The organism is Ruegeria sp. CK2 (assembly GCF_056536585.1).
This window is the reverse complement of sequence record NZ_JBQFPW010000002.1, coordinates 259,463-276,716: the sequence shown is the minus strand read 5'-3', so window position 1 is coordinate 276,716 and position 17,254 is coordinate 259,463. Positions and strand designations below refer to the sequence as shown.

18 protein-coding genes are annotated in these 17,254 nt (G+C 56.6%); 3 read left to right on the top strand and 15 right to left on the bottom strand.

Annotation, left to right across the window (positions count from 1 at the left end; translation table 11 throughout):
• Window positions 1-4: 4 nt before the first annotated feature.
• The 4 genes from ACR0BU_RS04515 to ACR0BU_RS04500 all read right to left on the bottom strand — a co-directional run bounded on the left by ACR0BU_RS04515 (window position 5) and on the right by ACR0BU_RS04500 (window position 4,249).
• Window positions 5-835 (bottom strand): carbohydrate ABC transporter permease, encoded by an 831-nt coding sequence (locus ACR0BU_RS04515; protein WP_298933651.1) that lies wholly within the window; start codon window positions 833-835, stop codon window positions 5-7.
• Between the two features lie 12 nt (window positions 836-847).
• Entirely contained in the window at window positions 848-1,714 is an 867-nt protein-coding gene (locus tag ACR0BU_RS04510) for a carbohydrate ABC transporter permease (RefSeq protein ID WP_298933653.1), read from the bottom strand.
• A gap of 115 nt (window positions 1,715-1,829) precedes the next feature.
• On the bottom strand, window positions 1,830-3,131 hold the full coding sequence (locus ACR0BU_RS04505; protein WP_299077057.1) for an ABC transporter substrate-binding protein: 1,302 nt from the start codon (window positions 3,129-3,131) through the stop codon (window positions 1,830-1,832).
• 92 nt (window positions 3,132-3,223) lie between these two features.
• A complete protein-coding gene (locus ACR0BU_RS04500) occupies window positions 3,224-4,249 on the bottom strand; it encodes a LacI family DNA-binding transcriptional regulator (RefSeq protein WP_298933657.1) in 1,026 nt (341 codons plus the stop codon).
• Window positions 4,250-4,372: 123 nt separating this feature from the next.
• On the opposite strand from ACR0BU_RS04500, the gene xylB reads away from it, so the two are divergent.
• Complete coding sequence (gene xylB, locus ACR0BU_RS04495) at window positions 4,373-5,809, top strand: xylulokinase (RefSeq protein ID WP_480736026.1); 1,437 nt, start codon at window positions 4,373-4,375, stop codon at window positions 5,807-5,809.
• A 359-nt stretch (window positions 5,810-6,168) separates the two neighbouring features.
• Here xylB and ACR0BU_RS04490 read toward each other — a convergent pair whose 3' ends face one another.
• The 9 genes from ACR0BU_RS04490 to ACR0BU_RS04450 all read right to left on the bottom strand — a co-directional run bounded on the left by ACR0BU_RS04490 (window position 6,169) and on the right by ACR0BU_RS04450 (window position 14,112).
• Window positions 6,169-6,777 carry a hypothetical protein gene (locus ACR0BU_RS04490; protein WP_480736027.1) on the bottom strand — a complete coding sequence of 203 codons (609 nt, stop codon included), beginning with the start codon at window positions 6,775-6,777 and terminating at the stop codon, window positions 6,169-6,171.
• A gap of 425 nt (window positions 6,778-7,202) precedes the next feature.
• Window positions 7,203-8,141: an acetamidase/formamidase family protein gene (locus tag ACR0BU_RS04485; RefSeq protein ID WP_480736029.1), complete on the bottom strand. Its 939-nt coding sequence runs from the start codon at window positions 8,139-8,141 to the stop codon at window positions 7,203-7,205.
• A gap of 3 nt (window positions 8,142-8,144) precedes the next feature.
• Window positions 8,145-9,173, bottom strand: a complete 1,029-nt coding sequence (locus ACR0BU_RS04480) for a branched-chain amino acid ABC transporter permease (protein ID WP_480736030.1) — start codon at window positions 9,171-9,173, stop codon at window positions 8,145-8,147.
• Complete coding sequence (locus tag ACR0BU_RS04475; protein WP_299077073.1) at window positions 9,170-10,066, bottom strand: branched-chain amino acid ABC transporter permease; 897 nt, start codon at window positions 10,064-10,066, stop codon at window positions 9,170-9,172. The genes ACR0BU_RS04480 and ACR0BU_RS04475 overlap by 4 nt, the downstream gene beginning before the upstream one ends.
• 1 nt (window position 10,067) lies before the next feature.
• Entirely contained in the window at window positions 10,068-10,772 is a 705-nt protein-coding gene (locus ACR0BU_RS04470; RefSeq protein WP_480736306.1) for an ABC transporter ATP-binding protein, read from the bottom strand.
• Window positions 10,773-10,813: 41 nt separating this feature from the next.
• The gene (locus ACR0BU_RS04465; RefSeq protein ID WP_299892429.1) at window positions 10,814-11,968 is read right to left on the bottom strand and encodes an ABC transporter substrate-binding protein; all 1,155 of its coding nucleotides are present in this window, start codon (window positions 11,966-11,968) and stop codon (window positions 10,814-10,816) included.
• Between the two features lie 29 nt (window positions 11,969-11,997).
• Window positions 11,998-12,708 carry an ABC transporter ATP-binding protein gene (locus tag ACR0BU_RS04460; protein ID WP_298933669.1) on the bottom strand — a complete coding sequence of 237 codons (711 nt, stop codon included), beginning with the start codon at window positions 12,706-12,708 and terminating at the stop codon, window positions 11,998-12,000.
• A complete protein-coding gene (locus tag ACR0BU_RS04455; RefSeq protein ID WP_298933671.1) occupies window positions 12,701-13,342 on the bottom strand; it encodes a cysteine hydrolase family protein in 642 nt (213 codons plus the stop codon). Before ACR0BU_RS04455 ends, ACR0BU_RS04460 begins: the two co-directional genes overlap by 8 nt.
• Window positions 13,339-14,112, bottom strand: coding sequence for an N-formylglutamate amidohydrolase (locus ACR0BU_RS04450; protein ID WP_480736032.1), 774 nt, complete (start codon window positions 14,110-14,112; stop codon window positions 13,339-13,341). The genes ACR0BU_RS04455 and ACR0BU_RS04450 overlap by 4 nt, the downstream gene beginning before the upstream one ends.
• Window positions 14,113-14,211: 99 nt before the next feature.
• Between ACR0BU_RS04450 and ACR0BU_RS04445 the strand changes: the two genes are divergently transcribed.
• Window positions 14,212-15,057 carry a MurR/RpiR family transcriptional regulator gene (locus ACR0BU_RS04445; protein ID WP_298933674.1) on the top strand — a complete coding sequence of 282 codons (846 nt, stop codon included), beginning with the start codon at window positions 14,212-14,214 and terminating at the stop codon, window positions 15,055-15,057.
• Window positions 15,054-16,370: a type I glutamate--ammonia ligase gene (locus ACR0BU_RS04440; RefSeq protein WP_480736033.1), complete on the top strand. Its 1,317-nt coding sequence runs from the start codon at window positions 15,054-15,056 to the stop codon at window positions 16,368-16,370. The genes ACR0BU_RS04445 and ACR0BU_RS04440 overlap by 4 nt, the downstream gene beginning before the upstream one ends.
• A 316-nt stretch (window positions 16,371-16,686) precedes the next feature.
• Here ACR0BU_RS04440 and ACR0BU_RS04435 read toward each other — a convergent pair whose 3' ends face one another.
• Together ACR0BU_RS04435 and ACR0BU_RS04430 are read right to left on the bottom strand one after the other, a co-directional pair.
• Window positions 16,687-16,905 carry a GDCCVxC domain-containing (seleno)protein gene (locus ACR0BU_RS04435; protein WP_480736034.1) on the bottom strand — a complete coding sequence of 73 codons (219 nt, stop codon included), beginning with the start codon at window positions 16,903-16,905 and terminating at the stop codon, window positions 16,687-16,689.
• A 4-nt stretch (window positions 16,906-16,909) separates the two neighbouring features.
• Complete coding sequence (locus ACR0BU_RS04430) at window positions 16,910-17,233, bottom strand: hypothetical protein (protein ID WP_480736036.1); 324 nt, start codon at window positions 17,231-17,233, stop codon at window positions 16,910-16,912.
• Window positions 17,234-17,254: the final 21 nt, after the last annotated feature.

The window sequence follows — 17,254 nt, the reverse complement described above, 5'->3', positions numbered from 1 at the left end:
TTCCTTATTTCACAGCGCCGAAGGTCAGGCCTCGGACAAGTTGTTTCTGGCTAAACCAGCCAAGGATCAGGATTGGTGCAATCGCCATAGTCGAGGCCGCGCTAAGCTTGGCAAAGAACAGACCTTCGGGGCTGGAATAGCTGGCGATAAAAGCTGTAAGGGGTGCCGCATTGACAGCCGTCAGATTGAGCGTCCAGAACGCTTCGTTCCAAGCAAGGATGAAATTCAACAAAACCGTCGAGGCAATGCCGGGAATGGCCATAGGTGTCAGGACGTAGAGGATTTCCTCTTTCAGTGTCGCCCCGTCCATCCGTGCAGCTTCCAGAATTTCACCAGGAATTTCGCGGAAGTAGGTGTAAAGCATCCATACGATGATCGGCAGGTTGATGAGCATCAGCACAACCACCAGCCCCGCGCGGCTGTCCAGCAACCCCAACCGGATGAACAGCAGATAGATCGGGTAGAGCACGCCCACCGCAGGTAGCATCTTAGTGGACAGCATCCACAGCAGAATGTCCTTAGTGCGCTTGGAAGGCACGAAAGCCATTGCCCACGCAGCAGGCACGGCGATGATCACACCTAGGATCGTCGAACCGCCTGCGATAATTACCGAGTTCCAAAGGAACCGCATATAGTCAGAGCGTTCCTGCACGATGGCGTAGTTTTCAAGCGTCCAGTCGAAGTTCAAGAAGATCGGTGGGCTGGCAATTGCCTGCGCCTCAGTCTTGAAACTGGTCAGTATGGTCCAGAGGATTGGGAAGAAGATCAGTAGACCGACAATCCAGGCTAAGGCTGTGTTAAAGGTCTTGCGTTGTGTCGTGACGGTGCGGGCCATGGTTTTGTCTCCTCACGCGTCCAGGTTCTTGCCGACGATGCGCATCAGGAAGATCGCAACGATGTTGGCTAAGATGATTGCGTAGACACCTCCGGCTGATCCAAGGCCAACGTTCTGGCTTTCCAAAACACGTTGGAAGATCAGGTAGGTGAGTGTGCGGGTGCCGAAAGCGCCGCCGGTGGTCACGAAAATCTCGGCGAAGATCGACAGTAGGAAGATCGTCTGGATCAAGATCACAATCGTGATGGCGCGACCGAGATGCGGCAGAATGATGTGATAAAAGCGCTTTAGCGGTGGTGCACCGTCCATCTCAGCAGCTTCAAGCTGTTCGCTATCCAGGGATTGGATTGCAGTTAGCAGGATCAGCGTCGCGAAAGGCAACCATTGCCACGATACGATCATCACGATTGAGGGCATGGAAGCTTCGGACAGCCATGAAATGGGTTCCGCCCCGAAAAAGCGCCAGAGATGGGCAAACAACCCGTTCACAGGGTCCATGAACATGTTCTTCCAGACCAAGGCTGAGACAGTCGGCATGACAAAGAACGGCGCAATAACAAGGATACGGACAACGCCCTGTCCCCACATGGGTTGATCCAGCAGCATCGCCAGAAGAATGCCCAGGACGACCGTAATCGCCAGCACGCCGCCAACGATCACCAATGTCGCTTGAACCGCGGGCCAGAAGGAACTGGAGGATACGAACCGAACGTAGTTGTCGAAACCAACCCAGCCCAGATCACCACCGCGAAGCGGCAGGTATTTCTTGAAGGAAAAGTACAGTGTCATCGTCAGCGGCACGAGCATCCAGCCAAGCAGCAGGACCACTGCGGGTGCCATCATCAGGCGAGCAACGGATCGGGAATGTTGAGTAGCCATGACGCAAGACCTCTCTGTTCAGGCGCGTGTCAGCCTGCGAGAAAAACGCGAGTTGTGGAAGTAGTGTGTTGGGAGCGGGTGAGCAGAGAGCTGCCCACCCGCCTGGGAGAAAGCCTCAGTACCCTGCGGCTTCCATTTCTTCGGAGGTGAAGGCCTGCGCTTTGGCAAGTGCTTCTTCTACCGTCTGTTGTCCGGCATAAACTGCCGAGAACTCTTGGCTTACCTGTGTTGCGATGCCCGCAAACTCAGGGATCGCAGCGAACTGAATACCAACGTAAGGCACTGGCTTTACAGTCGGATTGTTCGGATCAGCTGACAGGATCGATTCCAACGTCATCTTGGCGAACGGAACGGCCTGATAATCCGGATTCTCGTACAGCGAGGTACGTGCGCCCGGAGGCACGTTGGCCCAGCCTTCGTTTTCGGCCACCAGCTCGATGTAGTCTTTCGAAGTAGCCCACTCGATAAACTGTTTGGCCGAGTCTGCCTGCTCCGTACCAGCCGGAATTGCCAGAGCCCACGCCCACAACCAATTCGAACGCTTGCCGAGCCCGGTGTCAGGTGCAAGTGCAAAACCCACGCTATCCGCGACTGTCGAGTCAGTCGGATTGGTCACGAAAGATGCCGCAACTGTTGCGTCGATCCACATGCCGCATTTGCCCTGCTGGAACAACGACAGGTTTTCGTTAAATCCGTTAGTGGCGTAACCTGCAGGGCCGGATTCGTTCATCATACCCACGTAGAAATTCAGCGTGTCGGCCCATTCGGGCTGATCGAACTGCGGCTTCCAATCTTCATCAAACCAGCGCGCACCAAAGGAATTGGACATCGCAGTTATGAAGGCACCGCCCTCACCCCAACCGGCCTTACCGCGTAGGCAGATGCCGTTGATGTCAGCGTCGCGATCGGTCATCGCCGCAGCAGCTTCGCGGATGAATTCCCAAGTTGGAGCATCCGGCATTTCCATACCCGCTTTTTCCATTAGGTCGGTGCGGTACATGATCATCGAGCTTTCGCCGTAGAACGGAGCCGCGTACAGCGTTCCCTCATGGCTTAGACCGCCTGACATGGCTGGCAGGATGTCACCCACATCGTATTCTGCCGACAGGCCATCCAGCGGCACCAGCCAACCATTCGCGCCCCAGATCGGCGTCTCGTACATGCCGATGGTCATGATGTCGAACTGACCACCCTTGGTGGTAATATCGGTGGTTACGCGCTGACGCAGCACGTTTTCTTCCAGTGTCACCCATTCGACGTCGATACCGGTCGCTTCGGTGAAATTGTCTGTGTAGCCCTGCATCCGGATCATGTCGCCGTTGTTCACGGTCGCTATTGTTAAGGTATCCGCATGAGCTGCTGCCGTCGCGACGAGTGTCATTGCAGTCGCCGCACGAAGTGCGTTTCTCAAATACATCCCTGTCCTCCCTGAGCTTGGATGTCGTACAGCAATCGTAGTTGAGAAGTTGCCGCGCCGTCAATAAAAACTTTACGCGCGTTAAATTTTTCCTATGCAGACTCCCGTAAAACCAGCCGTGCAGGAAACAAGGTTTCTGTCCGATTTCCAAGTTTCCCTCCGTTTTCAATGAGTTCAAAGAGGGTTTCCACACTGCGACCGGCCACATTGTCATAGTCATGTGCAGCGGTTGTCAGCGACGGGCAGGTGAATCGCGAGAAGGGATGGTTATCGTTTGATGCCACCCGCAACGCGCAATCTTCACGGCGGCCCACCCGAATCCCCATCTCATAGCAAGCCGAAAGAAAGCCAATCGCCAGACGATCATTGCTGCAAAGAACCGAGTTTGTCTTCAGCTCCTGACGACCCAGAACCTTGGCCGCTCCTTTGCGCCCGATCTCTTCAAAGGCCCAACCTTCGCCATCGATCTTGATTACATGCGGCTCGAACCCAAGCCGCTCCATCACCTCAATGTATGCCTTGCGCCGCTTATTGGCGTTCGGGTTTGCAGGGGTGCGCATTTCGAAGAAAGAGGGTGGTTCGCCCGTTCGGGTCATGTATTCGACCGTTTGCGATACAAAACTGAAGTTGTCAGACCCAATGAAGGCCGCGCCAAGCCCTTCAAGATTGCTGTCAAACAAGACCGTAGGAACGTTTTCGCAAAATTTCTCAATCGCTGAGCGGTCCGATGCCCTGCCTAAGGGCGCAAGCAGTACGCCTGCGGGTTTCAATGATCGCAAGCTGTCCAGAATTTCATTTTCGAGTTTGTGTTCGCCATGCGAGCTGAAAAGTGAGGGGCGATAGCCCGCCGCGATACAGCTTTGCTCAAGGTACCGCGCGATTTCTGCAAAGAACGGGTCTGCGAGATAGGGCACCACGATCCCAATATTCTTTGTCAGCTTTCTGTTTTGGTTCACTGCGTAGATGTTCGGACGATAGTCGAACCGTTCCAGCGCTTCCTCGATACGAGCCCGGGTTGTCGCCCGAACGCTGTCTGGGTCGTGGAAGTATTTCGACACCGTAGGTCGAGAGAGACCACTGACCGCAGCAAATTCTTCCATGTTTCTAATTTTTGTCATGCTCTCTAACCTGCGGATTCGCACCGTCGCGATCTTACCACTTTTTACATATTCTTTGCGCGCGACAAAAAAATCAACAGTGGGACCCTTGTCGCAGAAACTTCGCAAGACTACAGGTTTCATATGTACGCAGGTATTGATATCGGCACATCAGCCGTAAAAGTTGTCTGTACTGACGGGGTGAAGATCCTGGCCGCGGCATCCGCTGATCTGGACACATCTTCGCCCAAGCCGGGTTGGTCCGAGCAGCACCCCGACATCTGGTGGCAGGCGACGTGCGATGCGTTGCGACAGTTGGGCGGCAAAATCAATCTGTCTGACGTGAAAGCCATTGGGCTATCTGGCCAAATGCATGGCGCAGTTCTGCTCGACACCGATCAACGGCCTATCAGGCCTGCGATATTGTGGAATGACAGCCGCGCTGCGAACGCGTGCGAGCAACTCCGCGGAGCAGTGCAGGATATCGGTCAAATAGCAGGTGTCCTCCCGCTGCCCGGCTTTACGGCGCCCAAGATCATGTGGCTGAAGCAAAACGAGCCTGAAAACTACAACCGCATTGCGTCGATACTGTTGCCCAAGGACTATGTTGGTTTGCGTCTTCACAGCGAGTTGGCGACAGACACATCAGATGCCGCCGGAACCTTATGGCTGGATCAGGCCGCGCGCGCTTGGAGCAGCGAGATCGCCGAGGCCGCGGACGTGAATACAAGTTGGCTTCCGCAAATATTTGACGGTCACGACATCGTCGGCGCGGTAACCCCTCAAGCCGCTGCGAAAAGTGGATTTCGGGTTGGTGTACCCGTCGTCGCGGGCGGCGGCGATGCGGCCACCGGCGCTGTATCGCTGGGCGCGACAGAACCGGGGCGGGGTTTCATCTCACTAGGGACATCGGGCCAGCTCTTTGTTGCCGGTCGGGCATACAAACCCAACCCCGCAAGATTTGTGCACGCTTTTGCGCATACCCTGCCAGACCGTTGGTATCAGATGGCTGCGATGCTGAACGGCGCGAGACCTATATCGTGGATCGGAGGTCAGCTAGGCCTGTCGGCGGCCGAGGTTGTGGCTCTGGCGGAAACTGTCACAACCGATCGCGTGCCTATTTTTCTCCCTTATCTGACTGGCGAGCGCAGCCCTCATGGGGACCCACATATCCGAGCCTGTTTTTTTGACCTCGAAGATGCGACGACGCGCGCAGAAATCTGTCGTTCGGTTGTGGAAGCTGTTGCTTTCTGTTTCGCCGACGCGGCCGAGAGTTTTGGCGATACTCTGTCAAACCTGTCCGAACTGGCCTCAATTGGCGGCGGCAGTCGAAGCGACCTGCTGCTGAGCCTGATCGCCACTGTCACCGAGAAATCCATCATTCGGCCTGATGGGGCAGATTCGGGACCGGCGATGGGGGCGGCAAAGCTGGCGGCTTGCGGTGGTAAAACGCTATGCATCGCCGATCTGGGAGAGCCCCCCCCGGAGATAGGGGCTTTTGAACCTGAAGCAACGCCTGCCCTGATTGACCGGCTGCACAAGTTCCGTTCGCTCTATCAAAAGATCAGAACCGAGGTTTAGACATAGATCTCGCGTTTAGCAGGTGATTGTCGTTCACTTGCCCAGCCTGCCCACAACAGCGTGAAACAGACCCTTACAAAAACTCAAAGGCTGACTTGATCGCGGGCGATAATCACTTGGCAAATGGGCGACGAAATCGCCAATTTGGGTTCTTTATGCGCCCTGAAACAAACACACATGTGAAAACCAGCATCAGTTTGCAACTCAGGAAAGTCACATCACACAAAATCAATCGCTTACAAAAGTCACGACTCCAGAATTGCGAACTACCTTGCATTTTTAACCAGCAAAAGGTTGTAACTATGAAAACTACGGCCACAAAAAAGCCGAGCTAAGCGCGGCTTCATTTCAGTGATTTATTAGTTTTGTAGCGCCTCTGTGGCAGCTGCCCGTTCCAAGACGTGTATTTTGGTTTTGTCTGGGTCTCGAACAGGTCCAACACCTTTGTTGAGCAGTCGTTTGAGAACGTGAGTACGATGAAGCCAAGTGCTTCTGATCAATTCTCTCGACGTCATATGTGTACCTTGTAATCGGTCGACATCCTCGCTGCAGCAATGCACAGGACGCCAAGCAGACTTGTACGCGGTGAAGGCCTCAATATTGGCTGCTCTCCTTCGCTCAGCCTCTTCATAGCAACTGAAATGATCTTCGATACTTGCGTCATCCCCCCGTTTCTCTTTGTATTCTGGCTTCAAAAACCCGATTTTCATCTCAACGTTAGCTTTATTTTTCTCAGCGAGTGCTAGAGCGAAAAAGTCGGTTTCAACAAGGATGTTTCCAACGGCGCTATGCGCCTGAAGGTCTCGACTAGTGAATAGTTGGGCGAGAGCGTTCTCATTCCCTGAGATCAGAAGGTGACCCTCTGAACTTCCGTTCACGACTTGGAAAGAAGCACTGCCGATGCGAACGCGATCATGAGGGTCCCAAAAAACTTTACCGCCGAGTTCTCCTTGTCTTTTTGCAATCATTGAACGCGCCCTACCCACACAAGGGACTAAGGAGAAATCACCTAATGGCCGACGCGCTCCAGAACTCCGGCCGCAATCAGGCGGATCAGTGTTCGAAAGCCCCGTGCCCCGAGATCAATGCGAAACACAAGTTTGATAGCTTCACAGCCCCAAGCAGCTGATCTGCTTATTCTAACGCTGCCGCATTAGCAACGTCGTCGCTTCTCGAACACTTCAAAAACTGGCATTGCGTAGTTCAACAGTGTCTATGCACTTGTCTAGTCAGGACACGCACCTCGTCAACGAAGCCAGAGCTTATGGTCAGGGCAATTATCGCGATCCTCGATCGAAACACGCACGCCAAGGCTTTCACCGAGACCGGTATTCCATGCACCTATTTTGTACAAGTATGGATCTGGAGCAGGATACGGCCGCTGTTTCTTTCTCTAGTCCAGCACGGATTTCGGAAAGTAGAACGACACTGTCCAATTCGGCATATCCACGATTTCACTGATCCGCAGGTCTCCGCAGACCGAACACAGCATATAGGCTTCAAGCGCGGTCATGCCTGTTGTCAATGATATCCAATCAACCATGCCCGAGACCGCATCGCGGGCAGCCTGCATCAGGTCCTCGCCGATACCGGTTGTAGCCTTGTACCCGGCGGTATCGAAATGGCGGGTAACGGGGCCGTTAGTCTCGAACCTCGGGAAGGGTAGGTTTTCGCCTCTGATCAGGTCGACCTTAATGGCCACGTCCATTGGGCTTTCGATGGCAGTGCCGCAAATCTCTCCATCACCCTGCGCGGCATGGGTATCTCCCAACGACAGCATCCCGCCTGCAACCTCAACCGGCAGATAGAGCGTTGTGCCCACGCTATTGTCGCGGATATCCAGATTACCACCGACCCGTCGCGGAGGCACGACCGAATGCAGGCCAAGTTCCGCCAGTGCCAACCCGATTGTACCCACAAACGGCTTGAGCGGTACCTTGCCACCGGGGCCGAACAGGGCTGGGTCCATCGCCAAGGCATCATATTTCCAGATATGAAGCGCGGCATCGGGAAACTGGTCGGTTAGCAGGCCAAATCCGGGAATGTTGGCGGTCCAACCCCAGCCCGACGGCTTGAAGTCCAGAAAAGAAACAGCGACCGTGTCACCAGGCTCGGCCCCTTTGATGTGGATCGGCCCGGTAACCGGGTTGACCTCGTCAAAAGACAGCTTGCCCAGATCAGCCATAGTCGAGGACGCGTTCAGCTGACCGCCCGAGCTGTCGATGGTCTCGACCTCGACCGTTTCGCCAGGATCGACACTCAGCACGGGGTCGATAGAGTTGTCCCAACCGAAATGGTGATTGTGTTTGTGGATGGTGTGGTTGCAGCCCATGACTCACTCCTGTCCTTTCAGTAAGAAATCTTCGATTTCGTGGTCGCCCATGATGCCGCCAGGGCGCAGCGCCATTGTCAGCACGATCACAACTCCAAGGGCGATACCCGACAGGCCCAACACCTCGGGCAGGTCAACGCCCAGCAGAACTGGACCGGTTTCCAGCCAGCGTACGCATTCCAAACCGAAGGATATAAGCAAAGTGCCCAGCACCGCCCCTGTGACCGTCCGCATGCCCCCAAGGATCAGCATGGCGAGGGTCAGGAAGACGTGGTTGAAATAGAATGGCCGCGCGCTGATCGTGCCGAGGAAAAACGCATAGGCAATCCCGGCTACCGCCAGTAGGACCGCCGACAGGACCCAGGCGATCAGGCGCAGCCTGCGGATGTTCACGCCCATCGCTGCAGCTCCGACTTCATCATCGGCGCAGGCGCGCAGCTGGATGCCCCAACGGCTTTCTCGGAACAGGCGGACCAAGAAGACAACAATCACCGAAAGGACCACGATGGAGGTCAGTGAAAACACCTGCGGGATGCCGAAAAACGCCTGATTTCCCTTGAATATATCGGTGCGGTACAAAAAAACCGAATGCACGATGACCAGAACGGCGAGGGAAAAGATGGTCACACCCGACCCTGTCAAGCGCACCACGAACAACCCTATGATCAGGGCCAGCACCGCCGTGATCACGATAGCCAGAACAGCCGAGCTCACCGGATCCAGTGAAAAGGCATTCAGCCCCCAGGGCGCATCGGGCAGGGAAATGGCTTTGACCGTCACTGGGGTCACACAGATCGCGGCAACATAGGCACCGATGCCCATGAACGCGCTGTGGCTGAGATTGGTCAGACGCGCATTGCCCATGAAGACCTGCATCGCCAGCACGACCAGCAGGTTCACAAAGGCGCTGTAGACCAACCGCAACTGATAACGCGAGCCGAAATAGGTCACGATCAGGCCAATGGCGATCAGCACGGCGGCAAGGATCGCGGCTCCGACCAGCCCGCGTTTCTGACTGGGGTTCAGGATCATATCTTGTCCCCCTTCTCGGTTCGGGGGGACAGGATGCCGTCCGGTCTCCAGACAAGAACTAAAGCGATGATGCCAAAGACAAAGGCATCTTTCATGCCGCCGTATTCCTGTGGCAGCAGGACCAGCATGGCGACCTCGATCGCACCAAGAAGAAAGCCGCCCAGCACCGCGCCGGGCAGGCTGCCAAAACCACCAACCACGCAGGCTACAAAGGCCTTGAGCACCGGGTTGAATCCCAGATGCGGATCAACCGACCCGCGTCGCGCCATGATAAAGATACACGCCAGACCGGCCAGAAGGCCCGACACCATGAAGGCCATGGCAAAGACCCGGTTCGATCTGACGCCGACCATGCGGACCATCTCAAAATCCAGCGAGGCGGCGCGCATTGCCAGACCCAGCGTCGTGCGCTTCAGAAACAGCATTAGGCCGATAATCACCAGAACGGTCGTCACCGCCTCGAACACCTGAAGCGACGACACCTGCACGCCCATGAGCCGCACCGGCCAGTCCAGAAAATAAAGTGAGGTGACAGCCACCGGCCGGGGCGACACTACCAAAAGAAACACGTTTTGCAGGATGATCGAAACGCCGAAGGCGGTCAGCAAACCCGTGGTTGGGTCCGCATAGCGCACGGGCCTGAACGCCACCCGTTCCAGCGTCAGCGACATCAGGACTGCCGCAGCAATCGCGCCGCCGATGACGATGAAAGGGTTGCTCAGCGCCAGCGCGGCAAAGGCCACCATTGTGTAGCCGCCAACCGCGATCACTTCGCCATGGGCGAAATTCACCAATCCCATGATCGAAAAGACAATCGCCAGACCCAGGGCGATCAGCGCGTATTCCGCCCCAAAGGCAAGGGCGTTCATAACCTGCTGGGCCACATACTCCATATCAGGCGATCCCCGTGAGTTCTGCCATCAGCGCGCTGCTTTGGCCCAGTGTCTCTTTTGTTCCTTCTGCCACGATCCGCCCGTTGTTCAGAAGATAGGCGTAATCCGACAATCGCAGCGCCTGCGTGGCGTTCTGTTCCACCAGCAGGATTGTCATGCCGTCAGCCTTCAGTTGTTCGATCATCTGAAAGATCTGGGTGACGATCTTGGGGGCCAGCCCGAGGCTGGGTTCGTCCAGCAGCAGGATCTTGGGTCGGGTCATCAGCGCACGGGAAATGGCCAGCATCTGCTGTTCACCGCCTGACAAGGTGCCCGCCAACTGGTCGCGACGCTCACCCAGGATCGGAAAGGTTTCAAGCCAGCGGCTTATGTCGGCGTCCTTGCCATCGCGGTCAGGGCGGGTTGCACCGCCCAGAACCAGATTTTCTTCGACACTGAGGTTTGAGAAGATCCGCCGCCCTTCGGGCGCCACGGACATGCCTGCCTGCACGCGTGATTCCACCGGCAGGTCCGAAATGTCGGCCCCGTCGAACGCAATCTGCCCCGACGATCGGGCCACGCCCATCAGCGCCGAGATGGTCGAGGTCTTGCCCGCCCCGTTCGGGCCCAGCAAGGACACACAGCGGCCCTGGTCCACGGCAAAAGAGATGCCGTGCACGGCCTCGATCGGGCCGTGGGTTACTATCAGGTTTTCTACTTTCAGCATCGGTTCGGGGCCGGGCGCGGGAAACGCACCCGGCTGTGTGCTCAGTTCCAATCCTGCGGCGTGTTTTCCGGGATCTCGTTCGAGATCAGAACCCGCTTGCCATCCTTGAAGCCAATCACCGGGATCGTGCGTTGGGCATAGGTCTTGGTATCCTTGAACGAAATACTATCGACCGTCATGACCGGGATGGACTCGGCATTGCGGATCGTTTCTGCAATGACCGCCGGGTCCGAGCTGCCTGAGGTTTCGACCGCCCAGGCAACGGCCTTCACCGTGTCAGCGCCGGTTGCGGGGAACAGGCCGGGCACATCGTGGCCGATTTCCTTGCAATCAGACATAAACTTTACCACCGCGCTTTCGTCGTGGCTGGGGGCCAGCGTTGCGAAAAACACCTTGTCAAGGATCGATGGATCATCCGCGGCCACAGCATCCAATGATGGGTCATCAAACCCATCCGACCCCACGACCCAGGCATCAATACCTGCGCTGCGCAGCTGACGCACCAGAACACCGATATCCGGCATGATCGAAGAGATATAGACCGCGTCAATTCCTTCTCCCAGCGCTTTCATATCCGCGATCTGCGGAGACCAGTCAGATGTTCCGAAGCTGAAATTCATCTTGGCAAGCACTTTGCCACCGCCTTCTTCGATCACATCGCCGAACCATAAGGGGGTGCGCGCGGACCACGAACCGCCTTCGTCCGAAGTCAGCAAGACCACGTTCTTGACGCCCTGGCTCAGCGCATAGTTTGCGGCAGCCGTTGCGGTGAACGGATCGGGTGACACGCCGGTAAAGAAGTTGTCGACGATACCCGCGTGCATCTCGACCTGCGTGGATTGCGGCTGAAAGATCGACACGCCGTAAGGCTGGGCTATCTGCGCTACCGGGATCATCGTATCCGAGAACGGTGTGGTGCCCAGCATCACGACTCCTTCGTCCAGAAACTTCTGCGCCAGCGAGATTGCCGCTTGCGTATCGCCCGCAGAATCCTGCACCAGCACTTCGATCTTCTTGCCGCCTGCACCGCCTTCGGCGTTTATGATGTCGGCCATGCAGCGCGCGCCCAGATATTCGGAGTAAATCGCTAGATCGCCGGTCATCGGCACACCCAGCCCGATCTTGATCGTGTCTTCGGCAACGGCCGGAAGCGCCAGGCTCATGGCGGTCAGAGTGGTAAGGGTCAGCTTCTTCATACTCTCTCTCCTGTTGAAAGCCGCCTGCGTCACGCGGCCCGTTCATCGGTTTCGCCAAGATAAGCGTCAATAACCTCTTGGTTCTTGGTTATGTCTTTGGGCGCGCCCTCGGCGATAACGGTGCCCATGTTCAAAACTGTGATCCTGTCGCACAGCGACATGATGAATTTCAGGTCGTGGTCGATGACCAGGATCGCGCAGTCCGAATGCGACCGAACCCAGCTCAACGACCGGCCCAGAGCGTCGGTTTCCTGTTCGTTCATTCCGGCGGCGGGTTCATCCAGCATCAGGACGCGCGGATTCAGAGCCAGTGCACGCACGATCTCAAGACGCCGCAGCTGCCCGTAGGCCAGCGAGCCTGCGCTCTGGTTCAGTTTGTCCGACAGGCCAAACTCTGCGATTGCAGCGTCTACCATTGCAGAACCCCGCCCGGAATAGCGGGCCACGTCGATATTCTGGGCCACGCTGAGGCTGGGAAAGACCCGAAGGTTCTGAAAGGTTCGCGCCACTCCCAGCGCGGCGCGTTGATGCGCGCACAGCCGGTCCAGAGGTTCGCCATCCAACGACAGGTTGCCCGCCGAATGGGCCAGCAAGCCCGAAATCAGGTTCACCAGCGTCGTCTTGCCCGCCCCGTTTGGGCCGATCAGGCCGCGCACCTCGCCCGAGGCGACGGACATGGTCACATCCTCGACCGCGTGAATCCCGCCAAAGGTCTTGGTGATGCCGTTCAGGTCAAGCACGCGACAGCTCCTCGACCAGTTCGGCTGCGGTGACCTGCCGGCAATAGCCCTTGATTGTGCGCAGGGAGTTTTCGTGGCGCTCCGGAGTGTAAGTCAGGCACGCATCGGTGACCTGCGTCACCAGATAGCCCAGATCACAGGCATCACGGATCGCGCTTTCGACGCATTGATCGGTGATCAACCCGGCCAGAACCACCTGCCGGACGCCCAGATTGCGCAGGATGTAATCGATATGCGTGGACACAAAGACCGAGGATGACGATTTGGGCAGTACAATCTCATCCCCCACGGGCGCAATCTGATCGATCACTTTTCCGTCCCAACTGCCTTTGGGAACAAGAAAGCCTGTGATCTTGTAGTCCAGCGACCGGTCGCGCCCGTCCAGTGTCAGGCTTTCGATATTGGTATACATGACTTCGACCCCGGCGGTGCGGCAGGCGGCCTGAATGGCTTGCATGTTGGGGATCACACGGGAGTCCAACTGATCGAAGTACCAGCCATATTTCTGCTGAAACTCGGCCGTTGGCAGGTCCTTGAACTCTGCTCCGCTCCGATGGGCCGAGAAATTCTGCACATCGATAAACACAAGCGCGGATTGCGACGGGATCAGAGGAACGTTGCGAGTCAGGGTCATGGCTTGGTCTCCAATATCCCGGTGAAGGCATCCGCCAGAAGTTGCGCCCAGTCTGCCGCGCCTGTTTCATCGCGGATCAGGTCGTTGCGGATTTCGACCAGAGAATGCGACAGGCCGCGCGGTTCGACGAAATGCGGGATGAACCAGTCGCTGTCGCTGTCGATCTGGTAGGGCTGGTTCAGTGCCAGGAGCAGATCCGGGCGGCTGGTCAAGATATGGTCGATGACGGCCTGCCCCGTTGCCTGGTCCGCACGTGTCAAGAATCCTGCGTGCCAAGGTCGGGACTCATCTGCAACACGCGGGGTGAAGGAATGGATCGACACGGCCAACGTCCGCGGAATTCGGTCGAGCATGTTTTCGATGGCGGCATTTAGCGGCGCCACAATCTCTCTCTGGCGTGCGATCCGTTCGGGGTCGGTCAGGTTCAGATTTGCCGGAATCTGTTCTCCGAAGCTGTGCGGCGGAATAGAATCTGGGGCAGCTAAGGGCCGGTTGCAGTCAATAACAAGCCGGGAATAACGCTGCAAAATCAGCGGGGCCTGCAACCGGTCGGCCAGTTGCCGCGCCACGGTCTCGGCGCCAATGTCCCAGCCGCGGTGACTGGCCCGCACCTCTTTCGATACACCCAGATTGCCCAGCTTTTGCGGGATCGCCTGCCCGGCATGCTCGCACAACAACACGACCGGCGCGGCGCTGTCGCGATTAACCCATTCCACCGGGGCAGGGTCCCCCGTGGTCAGCAGGTTCTCGAATGCGAGTGTTGTGGTCATGCGCCCCACGTTAGAGAACAAGTTTTTTCAGAGTCAATTAAAAATGTATTGACTGAAATTTTCTTTCCATGCGATCCGTTTTGATCAGGAGGTGTCTGTGTGCTTATTAGGCAAAGAATTGAGGCGAAGGCTGAAAGCATGACTGCGAGTGAACGCAAGTTGGCCGCTGCCTTGCTGAGCGATTATCCCTATGCGGGTCTGGTATCGATCCAGGAATTGGCCCGCCGGGCCGAGGTTTCGGCCCCATCCATATCGCGGTTTGTGATCAAGATAGGATTGAGCGGCTATCAGCAGTTCCAGCGCGCCTTGCTGTCCGAACTGAAAGAAGGGGAACGCTCGCCTACCGATCTGCACGGTGAGGGGCGCAGCGTCGATGGCGGGTTTCTGCGGGATTTCATAGCGCGCGCCTCGTCCCAGATGGCGTTGTCCGCAGAAGGCATCACCGAGGCGCAGTTTCAGCGCATCTGCACCCTGCTGAGCCAGCCCAAAAGCGATGTCTACACGCTTGGTGGGCGGATCAGCGACACCATCGCGCAGCACCTGTCTTTTCACCTGCGTCAAACCCGCAGAGGCGTGTACCATCTGCCTGCAAACCATGAGGTCTGGCCTGAATACCTGCTTCGGATGAAGCCCGCGGATATCTTGTTTTTGATTGATTTTCGTCGCTACCAACCGGCACTGGCGCAGCTGGCAGCCTCCGCAGCGCAGGACCGCGGGGTGCGTGTCGTGTTGATGACAGACAAATGGCTTTCGCCCATATCACGCCATGCCGCAGAAATCTTGCCAGTGCCCATCGAAAGCGGCACACTCTGGGACACTTACACAGCGGCATTGGCCGTAACCGAAGCGCTGGTAACCCGTATTGCCGAAGACAATTGGGACCAGACAAAATCCCGTATCGAAGCCTGGGATGCCCTGCGATCCCACAATCAGGATCCGACATGACGATACCTAAAACGCCACTGATTTTTGTCGCCACATCCGACCTTGCCGGTAAACTGCGGGGTAAGGCATTTCCAGCCGAGCAGCTCAATAAGCGTTTGCAACGCGGCGTTGGGTGGACGCCGACCAACGTGCAAATCAATTGCTTCGATGAGATCGCCGAAAGCCCCTTTGGCGCCTTGGGCGATCTGCTGCTGATCCCGGATGCGCGGGCTGAGGCGAAGGCTGAATTTGGCGAAGATTCGGGCCTTCATTTCATCATGGGGAACATCGTCACGCTAGAAGGTGAGCCTTGGGACTTTTGCACGCGCGGTTTGCTCAGCGCAGCGCTAAACCGGCTGCACTCGGTTGCAGGCGCGCATCTGGTGGCCGCGTTCGAACACGAGTTCCAATTAAAAGGCGCGCCACAACCGGTCGGCCAGGCCTATGGTCATGGTGGCTTTAGCCAGCAACGCGACTTTTGCGAGACCTTGGTCGACGTTATCGCCCAGGTCGGATTACAGCCGGATTCCATCATGAAGGAATACGGCCCCAACCAGTACGAAGTGGTCATCGGTCCGGAACAAGGTGTGCGGGCCGCCGACGCTGCCATCATGGTGCGCGAATTAACCTACGCCACCGCGCGCGCCTATAGCGAACAAGCTACCTATACCCCGATCCGTGATGTCGCGAGTGTCGGCAACGGGGTGCATATACACATGAGCTTTGTGGACGACGAGGGCGTCCCATTGACTTATGATGCAAACGGGCCCTGCGGCATGTCCGCGCTGACCGCCTCCTTCGCTGCTGGGGTTCTCAAGTATCTGGACGCGATACTGGCTCTGACCGCACCATCGGTGATTTCTTATGAACGTCTAACACCGCACCGGTGGTCGGCGGCCTTCAACAACCTCGGTTTCCGTGACCGTGAGGCCTCTTTACGGATTTGTCCCGTTACCGCCAAGGATCCGACCTCAATCGCGCGGCAATTCAACATCGAATACCGCGCGGCAGACGCGGCGGCCTCGCCCCATCTTTCGCTGGCGGCCGTCGTTTTCGCAGGGGCGCAAGGAATCGAAGAGGGTCTGGCCGCCCCAACCCCGACCGAAGATGATTTGTCACTGTTGGATGCCTCTGAGTTGGCCGAAAGGGGCATCGTGAGACTCCCGCAAACATTGGAAGAGGCGCTGGACCGTTTCGTGAGCAACCCGGTGGTGACAGGCTGGTTCTCGGACGGCTTTGCGCAGGTCTATCGCGCACATAAACAGTCGGAGATTAAAAAAACTGCAGAATTGGACACGGATGCTCGCTGCCGTTTGTATGAAGACACGTATTAAGGGCAAGCTACCCGGGTATTTTCGACTGGTATCATTCAGTTGCTTAGCGAACGACCGACTTGGGAGCGTGAAGCGGACGCAAGAATGGAGCCGGCTAAATGGCGGCTCAGGGCCGTTGTAGGGCGCTATGCAGGCAGCAGTAGCGACTACTGCTGCGGCGCACACGAGATCTGTTTGATGCCCAAACCACTTGATACTGCGCAAACCTGAATGACGGGTTTCTCACAGTCATAGTCCGGGGCTACAGTTGGACATTTTGTCGAAATTCTCGGGTAACAAGTTCACGCAGCGTGAAAAAACATGGAACCCCTTCACACTATCCGCAGCAGTCATCGCCCAACTGAATTGGTGGGCAAGGAACGGTGGCGTAAGAGCAGTAGACACAACAGTCGCCTTCCATGGGTTTCAAAACTGTCCTGCATGACTTGCACTCGTAGAACCACTGGCAAGCATCCGTAGGCATTTCTTCCGCTTCGCTGTGCCCACACGCTGGGCACGTCAGTGTGCTTTCAAGCACCACAGTTTGGTCCGTCATTGTCTCACATCTGCATTATTAGGAAATCGTTGATCCGAGCCTCATAGAAAACGACAACCCAAGCCAATCCGGTCATCGCGGTCGTGCCCAAAAGCCACCACTTCAACTTTTGCAGTGAACCGCGCTGATAAGACATCAGCCAAGATACCATGACGAGCGCGGTTGAAATCGCCAATACATAGAAGCTTGCCGCTGCTATCTGCCCAAAGATTGCCATCCAACTGCCGCCTATTCCCATCAGCATCATCGTCATGGGCAATATGCAGCACGTCGCGACCCCAAGTGCTGACAGCGATCCTATGTAACTGAGGCTAAGGTACTTCTGCATTTCCGTTTCTTACGGCCCTTT

Excerpts from the sequence above, each read along its gene's own strand:
- ACR0BU_RS04515 (WP_298933651.1), bottom strand. The coding sequence starts at position 835 with ATGGCCCGCACCGTCACGACACAACGCAAGACCTTTAACACAGCCTTA.
- ACR0BU_RS04510 (WP_298933653.1), bottom strand. The coding sequence starts at position 1,714 with ATGGCTACTCAACATTCCCGATCCGTTGCTCGCCTGATGATGGCACCC.
- ACR0BU_RS04505 (WP_299077057.1), bottom strand. The coding sequence starts at position 3,131 with ATGTATTTGAGAAACGCACTTCGTGCGGCGACTGCAATGACACTCGTC.
- ACR0BU_RS04500 (WP_298933657.1), bottom strand. The coding sequence starts at position 4,249 with ATGACAAAAATTAGAAACATGGAAGAATTTGCTGCGGTCAGTGGTCTC.
- xylB (WP_480736026.1), top strand. The coding sequence starts at position 4,373 with ATGTACGCAGGTATTGATATCGGCACATCAGCCGTAAAAGTTGTCTGT.
- ACR0BU_RS04490 (WP_480736027.1), bottom strand. The coding sequence starts at position 6,777 with ATGATTGCAAAAAGACAAGGAGAACTCGGCGGTAAAGTTTTTTGGGAC.
- ACR0BU_RS04485 (WP_480736029.1), bottom strand. The coding sequence starts at position 8,141 with ATGGGCTGCAACCACACCATCCACAAACACAATCACCATTTCGGTTGG.
- ACR0BU_RS04480 (WP_480736030.1), bottom strand. The coding sequence starts at position 9,173 with ATGATCCTGAACCCCAGTCAGAAACGCGGGCTGGTCGGAGCCGCGATC.
- ACR0BU_RS04475 (WP_299077073.1), bottom strand. The coding sequence starts at position 10,066 with ATGGAGTATGTGGCCCAGCAGGTTATGAACGCCCTTGCCTTTGGGGCG.
- ACR0BU_RS04470 (WP_480736306.1), bottom strand. The coding sequence starts at position 10,772 with ATGCTGAAAGTAGAAAACCTGATAGTAACCCACGGCCCGATCGAGGCC.
- ACR0BU_RS04465 (WP_299892429.1), bottom strand. The coding sequence starts at position 11,968 with ATGAAGAAGCTGACCCTTACCACTCTGACCGCCATGAGCCTGGCGCTT.
- ACR0BU_RS04455 (WP_298933671.1), bottom strand. The coding sequence starts at position 13,342 with ATGACCCTGACTCGCAACGTTCCTCTGATCCCGTCGCAATCCGCGCTT.
- ACR0BU_RS04450 (WP_480736032.1), bottom strand. The coding sequence starts at position 14,112 with ATGACCACAACACTCGCATTCGAGAACCTGCTGACCACGGGGGACCCT.
- ACR0BU_RS04440 (WP_480736033.1), top strand. The coding sequence starts at position 15,054 with ATGACGATACCTAAAACGCCACTGATTTTTGTCGCCACATCCGACCTT.
- ACR0BU_RS04435 (WP_480736034.1), bottom strand. The coding sequence starts at position 16,905 with ATGACGGACCAAACTGTGGTGCTTGAAAGCACACTGACGTGCCCAGCG.
- ACR0BU_RS04430 (WP_480736036.1), bottom strand. The coding sequence starts at position 17,233 with ATGCAGAAGTACCTTAGCCTCAGTTACATAGGATCGCTGTCAGCACTT.